Source organism: Arthrobacter sp. TMS2-4 (genome assembly GCF_054511075.1).
The window spans coordinates 1-15,985 of record NZ_JBTNDI010000002.1 but is presented as its reverse complement, the minus strand read 5'-3'; the positions used below and the strand labels follow the sequence as shown (position 1 = coordinate 15,985).

The window sequence follows — 15,985 nt, the reverse complement described above, 5'->3', positions numbered from 1 at the left end:
TAAGTCATCGGGGTGCTGAGTAGGGTTGATTTAGAGTTGCGAATAGCGGAACTTTTTCGCGGTATAAATATCGACTCTAGATCATCGCACTACTTGCAGGGCGGGCGCCCCCAATGTCGCGACAGCAGTTGGAGCGCACGCCTTTAGACCAGTATCTTTATTAGCATTCGCACGCAATTCGATTCCTGCATATCCTAGTCAAGGGAAGCAATGCATCAATAGCTTGCACAATATGCTTGCGACGTATTCAGAAACGGATATGGTTTGCGATGGAAGCCACGACACTCTGTAATGCTCCTGTGCTTAACTGCAAGCCGTGTGCGGATCCTCGACTTGAGGAAGTGTCGGAAGTTTCGGTGGCAGCCCGAGTAGTTCGCGTATCTCCGTTGGCTGATACGGCGGGTTTCGGCGGTGCGCTACCGAGTGACAGTTGCTGCAGAGCGGCACGAGGTCGCGGATGGGATCAACAAGGTACTCGCCGCCCATTGCTGAGACGGGAACCCGGTGGTGAACTTCGATGAATCCTGCAGCGGACGATCCGTAACGTTCTCCGAAGTCGAGGTCGCAGACCCAACATCGGGCGCCGTAGTGGCTGATGCAGCGAAGCCGATTGATGGGACTGCGTTCGTAACGGTTCACTTTGATGGTGCTTACCGCGCCTTCAGGTAGCGAGTCGAAGGAGGGAGTCGCTGTTTCTTCGTCTTGGTCGAGGAGCCCGCCTAACGCCAGGACGAGGGCCGGCGACGCCACGGCGATGAGGCTGTGGGTGACTTCGTCCGGTGTTCGTGCGGGGATCCGTGCCCAGCACTCGATGCCGAAGGACCGCCAGAGGCCGGCGGGCGGATCGCGCGGGTCGTCGAGTATTTCCTGGTTGACGGTGATGGTTAGTGCCACGTCATGGGTACTGATTTCCTCGATCGCGTCCCGCCATACGTTTGGATTGTCCTGGGCCCACCGGCCGAGCTGTCGAACGAGCGCGCCTGCATATTCTTCGGGCAGTACGGTTGCGGTGGCACTGGTCATCGTCCGGGACAGGGCGATGACCAGTCCACGGCCGGGGTCAATACCGGCCAGGCGTGCTCCGGTCCCGGCGATGCCCGCTTGGGAGATTGTGCATGGTTCCAGTGACAGGGTTGTGAGGGCGCTCAGTTGCGTCAGTGCGTTTTCGAGGGTGCGGTTCACGGTGTGCTGTGGTTAGGCGTCATCGGGTGTGTTGGGGGAGGGTAGGTCCTTGACGAGTTTGCGCAGGTTGCGGCTGATGTCGACGCGAATTTCCTCGAACATGTCCTGGGAATCTACATTGGTGGCGTCAAGCTCGGCCTGCGCCATCGCGTAGAACAGAAATTCGATGGCCTGGGCCATGGTGCTGTTTGAGGCGACCGGAAGGTATGCCTTTTGGTACCAGTCGTGGCCGGTATTCAGTTCGACTTGCAGGATGTTGTTGGTTGAGAGGGACATGTCCCAGAGCACTCCGTCCTTCAGGGATTCCCGGCGAACTACGTTCATGGTGGCGAATTCGTCTTCGACCGTGACGTTGATGATCCCGGATGGCTGGCCATCGGGTCCGATGACTGGGACGTTGCCAGTCTTGTTTACCATCACCACCGCACCATCGATACCCGCAGTGATGGTCGGAATGGTGAGGTTGCTTTTGAGGCGGCCAAGAGTGACCTCGGTTGGCCGGGTGCTGCTCATACCGCTGGTGGCGGCTTTTGCGTTTCCGGCCCGGGAGCGCTTGTTTGCTTCACGCCTGAGCGGTGCAAGGATGTCGGTCAGCTGCTCGATGAGTGTCTCGTCGATGTGCACGCCGGACTTTTTAATCCCAACACCGAACACGGGGTCGAGCTGGGCATCAAAGGACAGCTCCACCCTGAGGTTGTTGAAGTGTGTTTCGGCCGCTCCGGTGCCGAGCCAGCTTGGCCCGTCGATGAGCCGGCCTTCCCTGTAGAGGTAGATTCCTTGGCGTCCCAGAGACACCGCGGCTTCCTGCCATGCCTGCAGATCCTCAACTTCGTCTTTGCGTGGCAGGATGAAAGCGCGCAGCACCGCGGTGTGCGGGTCTCCTTCGACAACCTCGAAGGTAAATCTCTTTTCCTTCACCATGTCTCCGCCGGTGGCTTCGGCGAAGGGGTCCCAAGCACGGAGCTTCTCGCCGTTTAGGTAGATGTTGACGTTGCGGGCCCTGCTGTCCTCCGGGTCCAGGAAACGCTGGAAGACCATCCGCAGGTGTTCGCGCAGCACCATTTCGCTGCGTTTCATGGCGGTCGGGCGGTTCTTGGCTTCCTTGCCGTTGCGCGTCCTGAGAAGCCTGTCGATCTTGGCCCACTGGATGAGCGTGCCTGGTCCCGGGTCACTGCCGGCGAGGGAGGACAGCTCGTCCAGGGCGTCGTCGAGAGCCGCTGTTTCAGTCCCATCGGCGACGTCGTGTTCGAGAACCCAGTCCCCTGTTTCAAGGACTGTGTCAAGATCCCATGCCGCTGCGTAGGACTGCCTGTCGTTGAGCGGACGTGAAATCACAACCAGACGCCGGCAGAACTGCGTGGACGCCGTCTTCAGACCGAGGCCGAACTTGCTCAGGCTGTTCGGGTTCTCCTGCCTGTCAGCACCGTATCTCATGGCATTTTCGAGGCCGTCAAGGTTCATGCCGATGCCATCGTCGGCGACCTCCACGATGGGATTGTTCTCTGTGTCCAGTCCAATCCGGATAGACACATTTTCCGCGTTGCCCGGACCAATCGAGTTGTCGACGATATCAGCAATGGATGCTTCAAAGGTGTATCCGGTGTCCCGGAAACCTTCAATGACCCGCGTGGTGTCCGGAACAACGATTTTGGTACTTTTTGCCATGACTCAATCCTCTGTGTCGGTGATGATCATGCGCCATCCATTGCGGAGTATTGTTTCGGTCCGCGTTGGTGCCGCCGGATGTTCGGCGTCGTGGAGCACCACTTCGATGTCGCCAGAACCGTTCCGCCGAAATGTCAGTACGTCTCCCGCCGTTGCTGACAGGGCGCGCAGCATCTGGGTTGTGTGCGTGAGCCGGTATTCGTTGCGGGTTCCTTGGTCGTGTGTTTTGTTGTTGTAGTAGATGAAGCGCAGCGACCATTGCTCACCTGTCTGCGGGGTTGCGACTGTCATCCAAAAATCAGGGTTGTAGGCGGCAGCATCCAATGGGGGAAAGAACCCGAGGATGTCCGGGTTCTTAGGAATAGTTATTCCTGCCTGGTGAGCCCCGGTAAGACCGAGATCGTTTGCGCTCAGGAGTTTTCTAACCTCTGCGGGCCATGTCATTCTGCAGGTCCTTCTTTCGTCGTGGTCGCCCCGTCATCCACGCGACCCGCGAGGGCGCGTTTCCAGTCGGAGCGCAGAAGCGCATCCTCTTCCACAGTGTTTTCGTAGAAGAAATGGTGAACGGTCACTGGCAGAGTCTGTTTTCTACGGTGAGCCCGCGCAGTGGCCTGGCTGGTCAGTGCCGGGTTCCACTCCGGGTTAAAGTGGACAACATGATTCGCTGCCGTGATGTTGAGCCCGACGCCAGCGGCCTGGGGGTTCATGAAAAGGGCCCCGGCTCCCGAAAAACCGCTGAAAACGTCAATGATGGCCTGACGGTTCGACGGTGAAAGCCTCCCGTCCAAGACAGCCAGAAAAGCATCGGGGTGACCGGTCCGCACGGCATCGAGCAGCGAATCGAGGGCCTGCTGAAAGGAAGCGAATACCAGAACCTTCTCCCCTCTACTGAATGCCTCTGCAATGATCCGCAGGGTGTGTTCGATTTTCGGGGCCAGGCACTGTCCATTGTCCCAGCCATACCCGTCCGCATGCGCACACACAACCCGCAGTGCCGTGATCGCTGCCAAAGGACCGGCACTGCTGGCGGCCGTGTGTGAATATCGGCGAGCGGTGTCAGGCGGGAGTTCGAAGGCGGTCTCGATATTGACTAGTTCGGGAAGGTCGGTTGCAACGTCCGCGACCAGACGCCGCAGGGTGACAGGGGCAATGATTCGTCCCAAGGATTCGGCCCGTCCAAGTTCATCAGGGAAAGCCTGCTCAAAGGCCTCCCTGCTACCGAGCAGGGCCGGAACGACGAACTCGGCAATGGACCACAGGTCAAGGAGGCGGTTTTCCACCGGGGTTCCGGTCAGGGCCAGGGAGACCCTGCGGTTCAGGGCCTTGACACTTTGAGCGCGACCCGTCTCCGGGTTGCGGATCATCTGGGCCTCATCCAAAGCGAGAATGTTCCACTGGATGTCCGCGAGGAAGCTCAGGTCGCCTACCAAGGTTTCGTAGGAGGTGATGACGACGTCGTACCCAGCGAGGGAACCAGCCACACCGGTACGCGAAGGCCCCGCATGGATGATGAGACGCAGAGCCGGTGCTAGATGTGCAATTTCCCGGGACCAATTGCGCAGCAGTGAAGCGGGACAGACGATGATGGAAGGACCATGGCTGTACTGATCCAGAAGCAGGGCAATCGCTTGCGCGGTTTTGCCTAGGCCCATTTGGTCGGCCAGTAGCACTCCTACGCCGCGTTCCGCCATGGCTACCAGGAATTCCGCACCGTCCTGCTGGTAGGGGAACAGATTGATCCCCAGACCCAGGGACGGGAAATCCCTAGTCGCTCTGACCGGCACTAACCTGTCATGCAATTCGGTGTCATCTACCACCAGAGCCGCCCCGCTGACATCAGCCATCACCGCCAGGTAAGTCCCGAGCGAGACTCGGGAGTCCTGGTCGATGGCGTACTTCTCGAGGAACGCGAAGCAGGCCCTGACCGCGGCCACATCCAGTGGATGCCAACGGCAGTCGTGGATGACACCATGGGCATTCGCGCCGGGAACCGGAATGAACGCTGCGCCCCGCCGTACACCTACACATACACGCACCGCATCAGGCAACGCTCCGCGAAGAACAACTACCGGGGACAGTGCGATGCGTCCGAAATGCAGGCCCGTAATCTGACGGATGTTCTGGTCAGGGTCAGCAGCCGCTTGGGCAACTTCCTGCGCCGTGGCTGGCCGCCTAACCGCCTGCTCGCGTAGAAAGAGCTGGGCATCCTGGACTTCCCATTCATCCATTGACGATCCGCTCGTGACGGGTGGGACTGACCCAACGCATGAGGGTCTCATCCGGGTCCTCAACTTGGTCAACATGTCTGACCATGGACCGGACACAGTGGGCGAAGCCCAATGCTGACGGCCAATGCGCTTTGCTTGAGCGGTAGTTGGCGAGGTTCTCAAGCGTCACGCGCGCCATTCCTTCATGTACTGCTCCCCCATACTGTTACTACGGTCCCGCAGCTCATCGGCTTTGCGGCTCACCATCCCTACGAACTGGTAGTCAGCCGGGACGTCCCTGACCCACGCGGCCACCGCGTCGAGCAGCAACACCGGGTTCTTACCGGCGGCCTTAAGCCCGCATTCCCAGACAATACCGATCCGCCACCCCCTGCCGGTGAGCTCGGCGATGACACGCCGGTCACGTTTCCTATTTTTCCCTAGTTTCTCCCGCCAGAAGTCCTCGCGGTTCTTCGGCCACCGGAACAGTGGGCAATCGTGCTGGTGCCAGAAACACCCATTGAAGAACACCACAGCATAGTGGCGGGGCAGGACGATATCCGGTCTTCCCGGAAGGTCTCTGACGTTGATCCGGTACCGCAGGCCCCGGGCGTGGAGACCCTTGCGGATCAGGACCTCTCCCTTGGTGTTCGTGCCCCGAATGCCGGACATCATCCGGCTCCGGGTCGCGGGGTCCACCGTGTCGGCCATCGGCTCAGGCTGTCAATGCGTCCACCAGGACGTCACTATCCGCGCTATCCCTTTGGTTCTGTGCGGCATTGCGCAACACCTCCGGCGCCGCTGGTCCGCTGTCCCCACCCGTTTGGCAAGCCGCTCGGGCCTTGATGGCAGCGACGTGCGGGGCGACGATCCGGGCGACCTCCTGCATGACCGGGGCGACGACGCTGTTACCGAACTGCCGGTAGGCCTGGGTATCGCTGACCGGAATCAGGAAGCTGTCGTCAAAGCCCATGAGGCGTGCGCACTCCCGGGGCGTGAGCCTCCGCGGCCTTTCAGCTCCCTGCGCGACGAGGATCTCGGACCCGTCCTTGTAATACCGGGCGGACAGGGTCCTGGAGGTGCCGGTGGGGTGAACTAGCCCGAAGCCGAATCCGTTGCCTGCGGCTTTGTGTTTGGCGGCGTACGCCTGCAGGTAGGCCCAGAGGCGGGGGGTGAGGGTAAATTTGTCTTGGACTTTTCGGTTGTCGTGGTCGAAGTACCGGTCGCCATCCCACTCAAGGACCGGTTCGGTCCCGTCGGTACGGTGCAGGATGGTCTCCAGTTTCGGACCGACCGGGGGCAGTTCGAGATCGTCCCAAGTGAAGTCGGTGGGCTCGCGGAATCCCACGATGATGATGCGTTCGCGGTGCTGCGGAGTGAAGCTGATTCCGTCAATGATCTTCGTGTGAACCTCGTACCCGAGTTCCTCCTCAAGGGTCGCCATGATTACCGCGAAGGTCTTGCCCTTGTCATGGGACCGCAGGTTCTTCACGTTCTCGAGCATGAACGCTGCCGGGCGCTTTTCGTCGATGATCCGTGCAACGTCGAAGAACAGGGTTCCTTGGGTTGCGTCCTCGAACCCGTGGGCGCGCCCGAGCGCGTTCTTCTTGCTGACCCCCGCGATCGAGAACGGCTGGCAGGGGAAACCGCCCAGCAGGACATCGTGGTCCGGAACCAGTTCGGCCTCGTACTGCTGGATGTCCCCGATGAACGTGTGCCCGGAGTCCTGGTCGTCCGGGAAGTTCGTCAGGTACGTCTTTTCGGAGAACTTGTTCCACTCACTGGTGAAGACGCACCGGCCGCCGTGCGCTTCGTAGCCCATGCGGATCCCGCCGATGCCAGCGAACAGGTCGATAAAGGTGAATTCCGGGTTGTCCTCGGGCTTCTTGAGCCCAAGAATCTCCCGCAGGGCGGGGGCAAGCATCGTCGGCAGGGCCGTCTCGTGATGCTCCCATCGGGCGACTGTCCGGACCGACATTCCGAGCATCTCGGCCAGCTGCTTCTGGTTGTACCGGGCGCGGGCGAGGTCGAGAAGTTTATATACGCTGTTCATTTCATCCTTCACTGGGTCATCTTCAAGCCATCCTGTCACCCTTTTTACCCCGAGCGTGTCAGGCTCGCCCGCAGTCATCCGACCCACCAGTTGTGCGCTTGCGGGAACCGGTCTCAGGTACTCTCCTCCCCCGCACCGACCTATTTGATTGCGCCCGTACAACTGGCCGGATCCGCAGCCACTCGGAAGTTTGTGGGAGTAGGCGCTCTCAAGACGGGGCTCCTGCAGGCGCCTCTGCATAGTCTCAGCCGCTGCCGGCAGTCCGGCCGGGCTTGGTGGGTCACGACGGTGGATGCACTGAGGCGATTGGACTCCGGGGTTGGCACACCCTTGGCCACTCAATCCGTGCTGGTCGATTCGTAGACATCCTCCGGTGAGTCAGGCAAGCTGCTAGCGCCACCCCAAGGTCGCGCAATCCGATTGCAGCCAGCTGCTGTGGGCGCGGCGTACTGCACATCCGCGTTTTGTTCCATCGAGCTGACCTTGCGTATCTGATGCTCTCCATCCACATGCACCTTTCGCTCACCAACGGCTCGCTTTAGCCTTGACGAGACAATCCCAAGTGAGACCCATTGCTGAGACTAGACGTAGGTTTAGATTCCCGTGCAGATGCGAGAGTGCATTGCCTCGCCACCCGGCCCCCTAAGCCCTCCTGTCAAAAAATCCGTTAACCGTACGGCCAACGGTCAAGGGGTAGCTCCTTTGGAAGTAAGGAGTCCGCACCGCATCCCCCATGCGTTTTCTCGATGAAAGCTGACCATGCACTAAATCCCCCAAACACCTCCTCACCTCATTCTTCCTACATGTACTTTGCGAAACTTCCTCTGAGTTGCGATGGGGATCATCCGTCGAGCCCACCAGATGAGGTAGCATCGGACCATTATTTCTCGACTGCGAATCAAACGAAATTGAAGGGGACAATGCAACTACGGAACACAGACAGTGGGAGTAGATGGTTGAAACAGTTTTTAGGCGAAGAGAAAATTGCAGCCGGGATCTTGCTTGACTCAATACTGGTCACAACAACGGACCAAATAAAGTCCGACATCGAAGCGGCAATACAAGATATCATCTCATCCTCCGACAATATCTTCTACCTTGCACCGATCGTCTCCAAAGAAGATGTCCTCGATCACCTAGAAATTGACCGCAAGGCCAACCAGCAGCCCCGAATGTTCGATGATTACCAACCTCTTGACATGATAGGTAAAAACGCTGGATCCGAAAACTATCTCGCCCTGGTAGCACGTGACATACGAAAACGTTACGGGAAGCAAGCAATGTTCGGCGGTTCCGTCGATGAATTTAAGAAAGTGACGTCATCAAAAGAACAAATAGGGTTTATTTTTATTGTAGATAACTCAATGTCGGGATCACAAGTCGCATTTTTCATGAACTCCTTTTGGAGCAGTGAGCTAGTTTCTTCGTTGCTTGCCGGAAAGCAAACCAGTATTCAAATTCATTTGGTCTGCTGGGGGGCAACAGGTCAGGTGATAAAAATGCTCGACTCAGCGCCGGAGTATCTAAGAGTCAACCGCACAATTGTATGCGAAGTACCCACAGTAGAGACCAGCTTTCCCGCCGGTGATGCACTGGATGCAGTGATGCACATCATCCAGAAATATCCCAAAATAGTTACTCGCCCAGAGATTGGCAAGCGTGGCCTCGGCTATAAGGACACCGGGGCATTATTCTTACCCCTTGGTTCGTCCGCGCCCAATAATATGCCAGATCTTCTAATTCGAAGCGCCCCAGGCAGGAGTATAAATAAATATGCCGCTCTATTCGACGGTCGCCGCATACCACCCGACGTGAAAGCATTGAGCCCTGGCCCAAGTCCCTTACCGCTTCGAAATCCTGATTTTTATAATCAGCTACTTCGAAAACAAAAACTACTGACCGCTGCCAAAATTACGAAGGATGGGCAGTCTAAGGAGTGGGCTATGGTTTTGCTCATGGCCCTTCGCTACTCTCCTTCGGCAATTCGAGGTGAACTTGGCCTGTCATATATAGAAAGCAGGCGAGTCTTAAATACATTCAAGGAGATTGGCTGGGCAACCAATTCGTTCACCCTTACTGAATTGGGTTACATGAATCTACGGAAGTTTGGAAGCCAGGAAAACTACTCGGAATACAGAAGTGGCATAAGATTCATCCAGGCTGAAGTTGACGGAGTTCGTGGGGCCTACTACCCTAAGGCTGTGCGTGGGGTGAGTTAACCTAGCTAGATAGAGGCGCCATTGGCCCTCCATCATCATCAGCTGTACCCGCAGTTGTAGATGAGTTTCCCAGCAATGGGATTTCATCGGTGTAGACCATGGTTTGCACTTGTAGATAGTTGCATCATGCCGGCCTACTAACCAGCATCACGCATATCACAACTCACAAATCATGGACCAACGATTAATCGCTCCGGCATGAAGGGATCGATGGTAGGTGAGCATCTCACCCCACGCATACGAAGAAGCCCTGCGCGCGCAGGGCGGTAGCGAAGAGTTGCTACGGGAGATTCGAAAGGTCGATAAGGCTTGTCGCAACTCCAAGGTGACGCCCATATACACGCTCGGACATTTGGCTTTTTTGTCTGGTGTACCCTATGGGCGTTTGCGCGATATCATTTTCAACACGGAGCAACACTATCGAAGCCGGACCCTGCGTAAGAAAAGTGGCAATGGCCATCGTATAATTCGAATGCCTGACGACCAATTGAAACGGGTTCAGCGATACATCCTGAATAATTGCCTCCCAGTAGGTAGAAGTAGCGATCTTTCATACGCCTACACGACAGATATCGGGATTCTCGATGCTGCGAAAAAGCACATCGGCGGTCGCGCAGTGATAAAGCTCGACTTCTCGGACTTCTTTGGCTCTATCAGCAGTAATGCCGTGTATAAGATTTTCGTACGGCTAGGCTATCCCGAATTGCTCGCATTTGAGTTGGCCCTTCTATGTACATGTGGAGGCATCGTCACGCTTCGCAGCAGCGCGAACGATAAAATTTATCGAGTAGCGGGCCGTCGCTTCCTTGCGCAGGGCGCCCCCACTAGTGGTGCTCTTTCCAACCGCGCCCTGCAGGAGTTTGATGAAGAGTTGGAAACTCTTAAGTATTCGGGATATAGCGTCACCCGCTACGCGGACGATATAACGTTGTCCAGCATCCAGCAGTTGTCCCGAAGTGATTGTTTGACAATTATCCGCAAAGTTGATGCGCTAAGTAGCACATTCCAGTTGTCACTGAACCACAGAAAGACAAAGATTCTTCTAAACAAGAGCAGCTACAGGATTTTGGGGCTTGCGGTAAATGACGCGGGTGTTGGACTCTCCCGTCCATATAAACGAAGTTTTCAAGCTGAAGTGTATGGTATTTCGAAAGCTGGACTATCTAAGCATGCAAAGTTTAGAGGTTATTCAAGCGATATTGAGTTCATCGCGCACCTATGGGGACACGTGGCCTTCGCAAGAGGGATCGACCCCAGTTGGGGTCAGCGTATGAGAGAAGAGCTCATACGCTTGAATGTTCCATTCCTCGACGTGGTAGGCGTACTAGGCGCTGGGCAAAGATGAATTGTTGATGTTGGGACTATTATGGAACGCGAAAAATTCACCGAGTGTCTTGGACAGAAACTGGCCATGTTCCGTCGATGATCTCCCTGATTACGTTGGAAGCGTCTGATTCGAGCCGTGAGATTGCTCGCATGAAGACGTCGGCTCCTTTGGGGTGGCTGTCGAGGGAGTAGAAGTTGTTGTGGACAGATGCGTCGATCGTTGACTGCAAGATCCTTCTACCATCATCGAGTTTGAAAGAACCGATCGTGGGTCGGTTGCCTGAGGAGGCAAAGTTCCTTAGATAGAAAGTGGGCACGGTGTGATGCCGCTTGATCACCGTGGTCAGTCCCCTGTCGCCTCAGTGGCCGTGTCGACGCGTCCGTGGGCGATGTCGGTGCGAGCCTTGGCGTAGGCACCGGTGATGTAGTCCTCGAGCTTGGATCGTTCGATGCGCCACTGACCCCTGCCGCCGATCTGGATCGCCGGTAGGTCCCCTGAGGCGATGAGTGCCCGGATAGTGGTGTGTTTGGTGTTCAGCTCGTCGGCTTCCTGCTGCAGGGTGAGGAACCGCAGCGGCCTTGCCTGCTCATCGTTCTTGGGTTGGTCTGTCATGTACCCAGCATTCCAGCCACTAAAACCTGCACTGCTGATCGACCCCTTAAAAGGGTGGAGACGGAACCACACCACGTGACTCCGTCTCCAGTTTTCCCTCGTGACAAGGAAATCTAGTGAGGCCTCACTAGGGCCTGGGCGTTCTCTCACACCACCGGCAGCTTCGATGCCTGCACGGGTCTATCGGTGCTCCCACGGCAAGCGGTAGATGATGGGATACAGCCTGCTGTAAGGCAGCTCGGGGTGCGTGGCAGCCCACGCCTGCAACGCCTTGTCGTAGTCCTCCAAGGGCCCGCCCGGGTCGGGTATACGCTTGGCTTCGGCCTCCAGTGCTCGTAGTTGAAGATCGACCATGCCCACATGATTACACGCCGGTGCTGCTGGGGGCGGCAGGTCCTTCCTGCCCTGCCGCCCCGTCGCTTCCCTACTCGGCCGACTCCTCGCCCTTTCTGCCGATGCTGTCCTTCATGGCGTGGGCGGTGATGATGAATTCGACCTCGCTGAGCGTGTACCCCCACTCCTCGAGCTGGAAGAGGTAGTAGGCGGCCTGGGGGCCGGGGCGACTCCATGATTTGCGGCTGAGGTCCGCCTCGTGGGCGGCGAGCATCATGGCCAGAACTGCCTTGTCGGGGTTCGTGGTCGACTTCTCCACCAGTGCCCGGTACGCCCGGTAGTCGGGGTCGGTGACGCCTGCGAGGCTGGCGGCGAGTAGGTCCTGCTGCGGCGTCGCACGGGCGACGGAATTGCCGTAGTTGGCGAGCGTGGTGGCCGTGATCTGCGCCCATCCCTTCGGCGGAGTCTTCCGTCCCAGCAGGGTCGTCAGCCATCCCTGCCTGACCTCGGTCGCGGCGTCCCACTTTTTATTGTTCTGAATCACGGTCCGGCGCTCTTCCTTCTGAGCGTCCGTCATCGGCCCTGACTGGCCTGCCGTGGGGCTCATGCCGAGCCATTCGCGGATCGTGAAGCCGTGCTCCCGGAAGTTCCCGATTACCGGCGTCACCTGCACCTCGCCCGGCAGGTTGTGCTGATCAGCTGCGTGTCAGAGCCAGTCCTGCAAGGACGAGGTTGCAGCGAATGAGTGGAACCCGATTTGGGTTATCGATCAACTGTTGACGGCGGCGGCTTCCTAGAGATCAGCCCTCGGCTCATAAAAGTTGCGGAACCGCACCGTTCCCGAGGTTCCAGACGTAGACTGTACCTTTGGGAACCACGGGAAGAAGTGATATGCATGGCCAACCGAGCCGCTGCGCGGACACTGCGCCGAACAGCAAAGCGCACCAGTTCGCCAGAGACCAACCAACCCCCACCCCGCCCCCGCTCAGAGCCTGAGGGACCGACGGCATCATCCGTTGTCAAAGTATTCGGGCTCGCAGCATTCGGTATCGAGCCCGCTACGGGGCAGTCGATCAGCAACCCCGACGAATGGGTCGCCTTCGACCCCTTTGAGGCCCAGCTGCCGCCTGCTGACCGGCCACCCCGGCGCCAAGTCGTTGACGACACTGAGGGGAACTTCTACGTGCAGTGCCAAGTCCTCAGCGGTAGCCGAATCCCGCTTGGTGAGCACTGGCCCTCCGCCATCCTGAATCTCCCCATCTCTGCATTGTTCGTCGGCGACAAAGACGCCCGCCTTTCCTCACGGCATTGGGGCGAGATGCTCCACCCCCCGGCCATGGCTGCGCTCAGGGACCACTCCGAACAGTTCATCGCCATCACGCATGACGCCTTCCAAGCCTCCCACTCCACATGGGTCGGTCACCTAGGCGAAAGCACCCTCAAGGCACTCCTCCGTGCGCACAAGGACGTACCCGAGCAGGTGCAGCAGCGCTTGGCAACGGTCCTCGTTGGGGAGGAAGCGGTGAGGTCCACCCTCGCTGCACTGGACATTCCCCCGTCCCCTCAGGCGCTCAAGGGAATCCTCGCTACCGAGCAGATCCTGCGCGACATCGATACCGAGTTCAGGCTCATGCCGGGCGTCGTCGTAGCCGACGTTATGGGCTCAAGAGCTGCGGCGAAGAACCGCAGTGGCTTCGCGGCCGACAAGCTCAAGGCCGGGAAGATTATCGGGTTCAAGCGGTCCGAGGCGCTCGTCTACCCCGGCTTCCAGTTCACCCCCGAGGGTGCAGTGCACCCGGTCATTTCCCGGCTCGTGAAGGTCATTCGCGGGTGCGGCAAGACCGACCAAGACCTCACGTTCTGGCTTTGCAGCCCCAGCGGTTACTTCGACGGCGAGCGGCCCGTCGATCACTTGGAGGACGCGGACCGTGTTGTCGAGGCGGCTGAGGGGCACTACGGGGCTCAGTGGTGACCCTCGGGCCCACTGGCCACCCCTTCGACCCACTGCCCTGGTCGCTGGAGGAGGGCACGCAGCTGTATCGGGTGTACAAGCCTGCGCCTAACAGGCATGCCAATACGTTCAACCCTGGCGGTGGGCCGGGGACGCGGTTTGCGTTCTTCGGCGACCCGAAGGTGCCGGTCCTGTACGCCGGGCACACGGAGGAGTCCGCCGTGGCTGAGTCGCTACTGCATGATGTACCGAAGGAGGGCGGGCGGCTCTCCCGTGGCGACTATGCGGACAGAGCAATGGCGCGGCTGACGGTGCGCCGGGAGCTGCGGCTGGTGCGTTACATGGGGTTGGGCTTTCGCCGCCTACGGGCGTCGGCCGATGAGATCACCACCACGGAGGCGTCGAAGTACCCGCAGACGCGCATGTGGGGCCAGGCGGCGCATGCTGCGGGGTTCGACGGCATCGTGTGGATGAGTCGGCAGCTCAACGAGGCGCAGGCCTTCGTCTTCTTCGGCGATGACGGACGGGTGGCTTCGGAGGATCTGGAGCCGGACCCGTCGTTCGCTCGATCGTTCGCGGTCCCTGATGACGTGGACTGGCTGACGGACATGTGCGAGCCGTTGTGGGTGGACGTTCTGCGCTGAGGTGGCACCCGTGGTTGACGACTTCCCAGCGCGGACGTGCAAGCTGCGGTCGTCGGGCCTGTCCGATAAACGGTGTGTGGGGTCCGGCGTTTCATCAGTAAGTGGTTGTCTCGAACCGGCCCGCGAAGGTAATCGCGAACGCGTTCAGGGCAGGCTGCCACCTGATCACCCAGCGTGCTCTGCCGCCGCCTGTGGGGTCAAGGGAACGGGTCACGAGATACAGGCATTTGAGCGCCGCGGCCTCGTTGGGGAAGTGGCCGCGTGCTCTGACCGCGCGGCGGTAGCGGGCGTTGATCGATTCGATCGCGTTCGTCGTGCAGATGACCCGGCGGATCTCCACGTCGTACTCCATGAAAGGCACGAACTCCGCCCACGCGGACTCCCAGAGCGTCACGATCGCCGGATACCGCTGGCCCCACTCCGCGGCGAACTCCTGAAACCGGTCCTTCGCGGCGGCTTCAGACGGGGCCGTATGGACGGGCTTGAGGGCTTTGACGATCCCATCGCGGTGCTGCCGACCGGCATAGCGGAAGCTGTTGCGGATCAGGTGCACGACGCACTGCTGCACCACCGTCCGCTCCCACGTCGTGTTGATCGCCTCAGGTAGCCCTTTCAGACCATCACACACGGCGATAAGCACATCCCCAACACCCCGGTTCTTCAGCTCGGAAAAGACCTGCAGCCAGAACCTCGCTACTTCACCCCCATCGCCGGCCCAGATCCCGAGGATGTCGCGTTCCCCGTTCACGGTGACGCCCATAACGACGTAGAACGAGGTGTTGCGCACCTGCCCGTCGCGGACCTTCACGACGATCGCGCCGACGAAAAGAACGGGGTAGAGCGGGTCCAAGGGCCGCGAGGACCACTCGGCCAGCTCACCGGCAACCTTCTCCGTGATCCGACTGATGGTGTCCTTGGAGACCCTGGCACCGTAGACCTCCTCGAAGTGCGCTGCGATCTCCCCGGTCGTCAGCCCACGGGCCGAGAGCGAGAGCACGATCTCGTCGATGCCGTCCAGGCGTCGCTTCCGCTTGGGCACGATCACCGGCTCGAATGACCCGTCCCGATCCCGTGGCACCTCGATCTCGACCGGGCCGATCTCGGTCAGCACCGTCTTCGGCCGCGTGCCGTTGCGCATGTTCTCCGCGATCGGTGTTTGCCCGTGCTCATGCCCGAGATGCTCGGTCAGTTCCGCTTCCAGGGCGGTTTCCAGCACGTTCTTCGTGAGCTGGTTCAGCAGCCCGCCCGGCCCGACGACGCTTACACCCTGCTCCTTGGCCTGCGCGAGCAGCCGCTCGGCGAGGTCCTTCTGATCGATGATCTCTCCTGTCACAGGATCGATCATCGCCTCTGCTGCTTCGGTCGTGAAGTCGTTCACGGCCATTTCCCCTCGGATCAGGCCGGGCCCTCACACACCGTTTTTCTTACAGTCCCTCCTGGGACTACTGCTCATCGTTCCACCCTTGATCCGGCTCAATGAAGGTCGTTGGACTGGCATCGACTGAGTATTCGTCATCGGTGGTGTTGCTATTGCACCCACGTGGCTCGTCTTCATGGTCCTCGGCATACAACGCCGGCGACGGAAGCGAGTAGAACTTGCACGATCCGAGTGAGCTGCCACCTCACGCATATTGACACTTATAGGAGCGTCCTAGGTGCGGGACAAGCAGCGAAGCGGGGAAGCTTGTGCCGTGCCCCTGACGCTCCTATAAGTGTCAACAGCATTAGGGGAGGCTGTGGTCAGAGTCCGCTGGTGCCCTACGGATGCGGTTTGACCTCGGCGTTGAACCGC

The 15,985-nt window shown here is 59.1% G+C and carries 14 protein-coding genes; 4 read left to right on the top strand and 10 right to left on the bottom strand.

The annotated features are described in order from the left end of the window. Positions 1 to 303 precede the first annotated feature (303 nt). From ACX80F_RS03320 to dcm, 6 genes are all read right to left on the bottom strand, one after another. Positions 304 to 1,182, bottom strand: coding sequence for an HNH endonuclease (locus tag ACX80F_RS03320; protein ID WP_459334967.1), 879 nt, complete (start codon positions 1,180 to 1,182; stop codon positions 304 to 306). Between the two features lie 12 nt (positions 1,183 to 1,194). Beyond that, entirely contained in the window at positions 1,195 to 2,847 is a 1,653-nt protein-coding gene (locus ACX80F_RS03315; RefSeq protein WP_459334966.1) for an ATP-binding protein, read from the bottom strand. A 3-nt stretch (positions 2,848 to 2,850) separates the two neighbouring features. Then, positions 2,851 to 3,291, bottom strand: coding sequence for an EcoRII N-terminal effector-binding domain-containing protein (locus ACX80F_RS03310; protein WP_459334965.1), 441 nt, complete (start codon positions 3,289 to 3,291; stop codon positions 2,851 to 2,853). Then, entirely contained in the window at positions 3,288 to 5,075 is a 1,788-nt protein-coding gene (locus ACX80F_RS03305) for a DEAD/DEAH box helicase (RefSeq protein ID WP_459334964.1), read from the bottom strand. The genes ACX80F_RS03310 and ACX80F_RS03305 overlap by 4 nt, the downstream gene beginning before the upstream one ends. 165 nt (positions 5,076 to 5,240) lie before the next feature. After that, positions 5,241 to 5,765: a very short patch repair endonuclease gene (locus ACX80F_RS03300; RefSeq protein ID WP_459334963.1), complete on the bottom strand. Its 525-nt coding sequence runs from the start codon at positions 5,763 to 5,765 to the stop codon at positions 5,241 to 5,243. Positions 5,766 to 5,769: 4 nt separating this feature from the next. After that, the gene (gene dcm, locus ACX80F_RS03295) at positions 5,770 to 7,185 is read right to left on the bottom strand and encodes a DNA (cytosine-5-)-methyltransferase (RefSeq protein ID WP_459334962.1); all 1,416 of its coding nucleotides are present in this window, start codon (positions 7,183 to 7,185) and stop codon (positions 5,770 to 5,772) included. Positions 7,186 to 8,063: 878 nt separating this feature from the next. Here dcm and ACX80F_RS03290 point away from each other — a divergent pair. Then, positions 8,064 to 9,326, top strand: a complete 1,263-nt coding sequence (locus ACX80F_RS03290) for a phosphoribosyltransferase-like protein (RefSeq protein WP_459334961.1) — start codon at positions 8,064 to 8,066, stop codon at positions 9,324 to 9,326. 217 nt (positions 9,327 to 9,543) lie between these two features. Then, complete coding sequence (locus ACX80F_RS03285; RefSeq protein ID WP_459334960.1) at positions 9,544 to 10,671, top strand: reverse transcriptase domain-containing protein; 1,128 nt, start codon at positions 9,544 to 9,546, stop codon at positions 10,669 to 10,671. 37 nt (positions 10,672 to 10,708) lie between these two features. Here the strand turns inward: ACX80F_RS03285 and ACX80F_RS03280 are convergent, their stop codons facing one another. The 3 genes from ACX80F_RS03280 to ACX80F_RS03270 form a co-directional block, all read right to left on the bottom strand. Then, positions 10,709 to 10,969, bottom strand: coding sequence for a DUF4238 domain-containing protein (locus ACX80F_RS03280; protein WP_459334959.1), 261 nt, complete (start codon positions 10,967 to 10,969; stop codon positions 10,709 to 10,711). 26 nt (positions 10,970 to 10,995) lie between these two features. Next, positions 10,996 to 11,265 carry a helix-turn-helix domain-containing protein gene (locus ACX80F_RS03275; protein WP_459334958.1) on the bottom strand — a complete coding sequence of 90 codons (270 nt, stop codon included), beginning with the start codon at positions 11,263 to 11,265 and terminating at the stop codon, positions 10,996 to 10,998. 424 nt (positions 11,266 to 11,689) lie between these two features. Then, positions 11,690 to 12,265: a hypothetical protein gene (locus ACX80F_RS03270; RefSeq protein ID WP_459334957.1), complete on the bottom strand. Its 576-nt coding sequence runs from the start codon at positions 12,263 to 12,265 to the stop codon at positions 11,690 to 11,692. 228 nt (positions 12,266 to 12,493) lie between these two features. On the opposite strand from ACX80F_RS03270, the gene ACX80F_RS03265 reads away from it, so the two are divergent. Further along, positions 12,494 to 13,570, top strand: coding sequence for a hypothetical protein (locus ACX80F_RS03265; protein WP_459334956.1), 1,077 nt, complete (start codon positions 12,494 to 12,496; stop codon positions 13,568 to 13,570). Continuing rightward, complete coding sequence (locus tag ACX80F_RS03260; RefSeq protein WP_459334955.1) at positions 13,564 to 14,193, top strand: RES family NAD+ phosphorylase; 630 nt, start codon at positions 13,564 to 13,566, stop codon at positions 14,191 to 14,193. The genes ACX80F_RS03265 and ACX80F_RS03260 overlap by 7 nt, the downstream gene beginning before the upstream one ends. 94 nt (positions 14,194 to 14,287) lie before the next feature. Here ACX80F_RS03260 and ACX80F_RS03255 read toward each other — a convergent pair whose 3' ends face one another. Next, positions 14,288 to 15,538, bottom strand: coding sequence for an IS256 family transposase (locus ACX80F_RS03255; RefSeq protein WP_459335353.1), 1,251 nt, complete (start codon positions 15,536 to 15,538; stop codon positions 14,288 to 14,290). Positions 15,539 to 15,985: the final 447 nt, after the last annotated feature.

Coding starts and splice junctions, on each gene's coding strand:
- ACX80F_RS03305 (WP_459334964.1), bottom strand. CDS start 5,075: ATGGATGAATGGGAAGTCCAGGATGCCCAGCTCTTTCTACGCGAGCAG.
- ACX80F_RS03255 (WP_459335353.1), bottom strand. CDS start 15,538: ATGATCGATCCTGTGACAGGAGAGATCATCGATCAGAAGGACCTCGCC.
- ACX80F_RS03310 (WP_459334965.1), bottom strand. CDS start 3,291: ATGACATGGCCCGCAGAGGTTAGAAAACTCCTGAGCGCAAACGATCTC.
- ACX80F_RS03315 (WP_459334966.1), bottom strand. CDS start 2,847: ATGGCAAAAAGTACCAAAATCGTTGTTCCGGACACCACGCGGGTCATT.
- ACX80F_RS03265 (WP_459334956.1), top strand. CDS start 12,494: ATGGCCAACCGAGCCGCTGCGCGGACACTGCGCCGAACAGCAAAGCGC.
- ACX80F_RS03275 (WP_459334958.1), bottom strand. CDS start 11,265: ATGACAGACCAACCCAAGAACGATGAGCAGGCAAGGCCGCTGCGGTTC.
- ACX80F_RS03300 (WP_459334963.1), bottom strand. CDS start 5,765: ATGGCCGACACGGTGGACCCCGCGACCCGGAGCCGGATGATGTCCGGC.
- dcm (WP_459334962.1), bottom strand. CDS start 7,185: ATGACTGCGGGCGAGCCTGACACGCTCGGGGTAAAAAGGGTGACAGGA.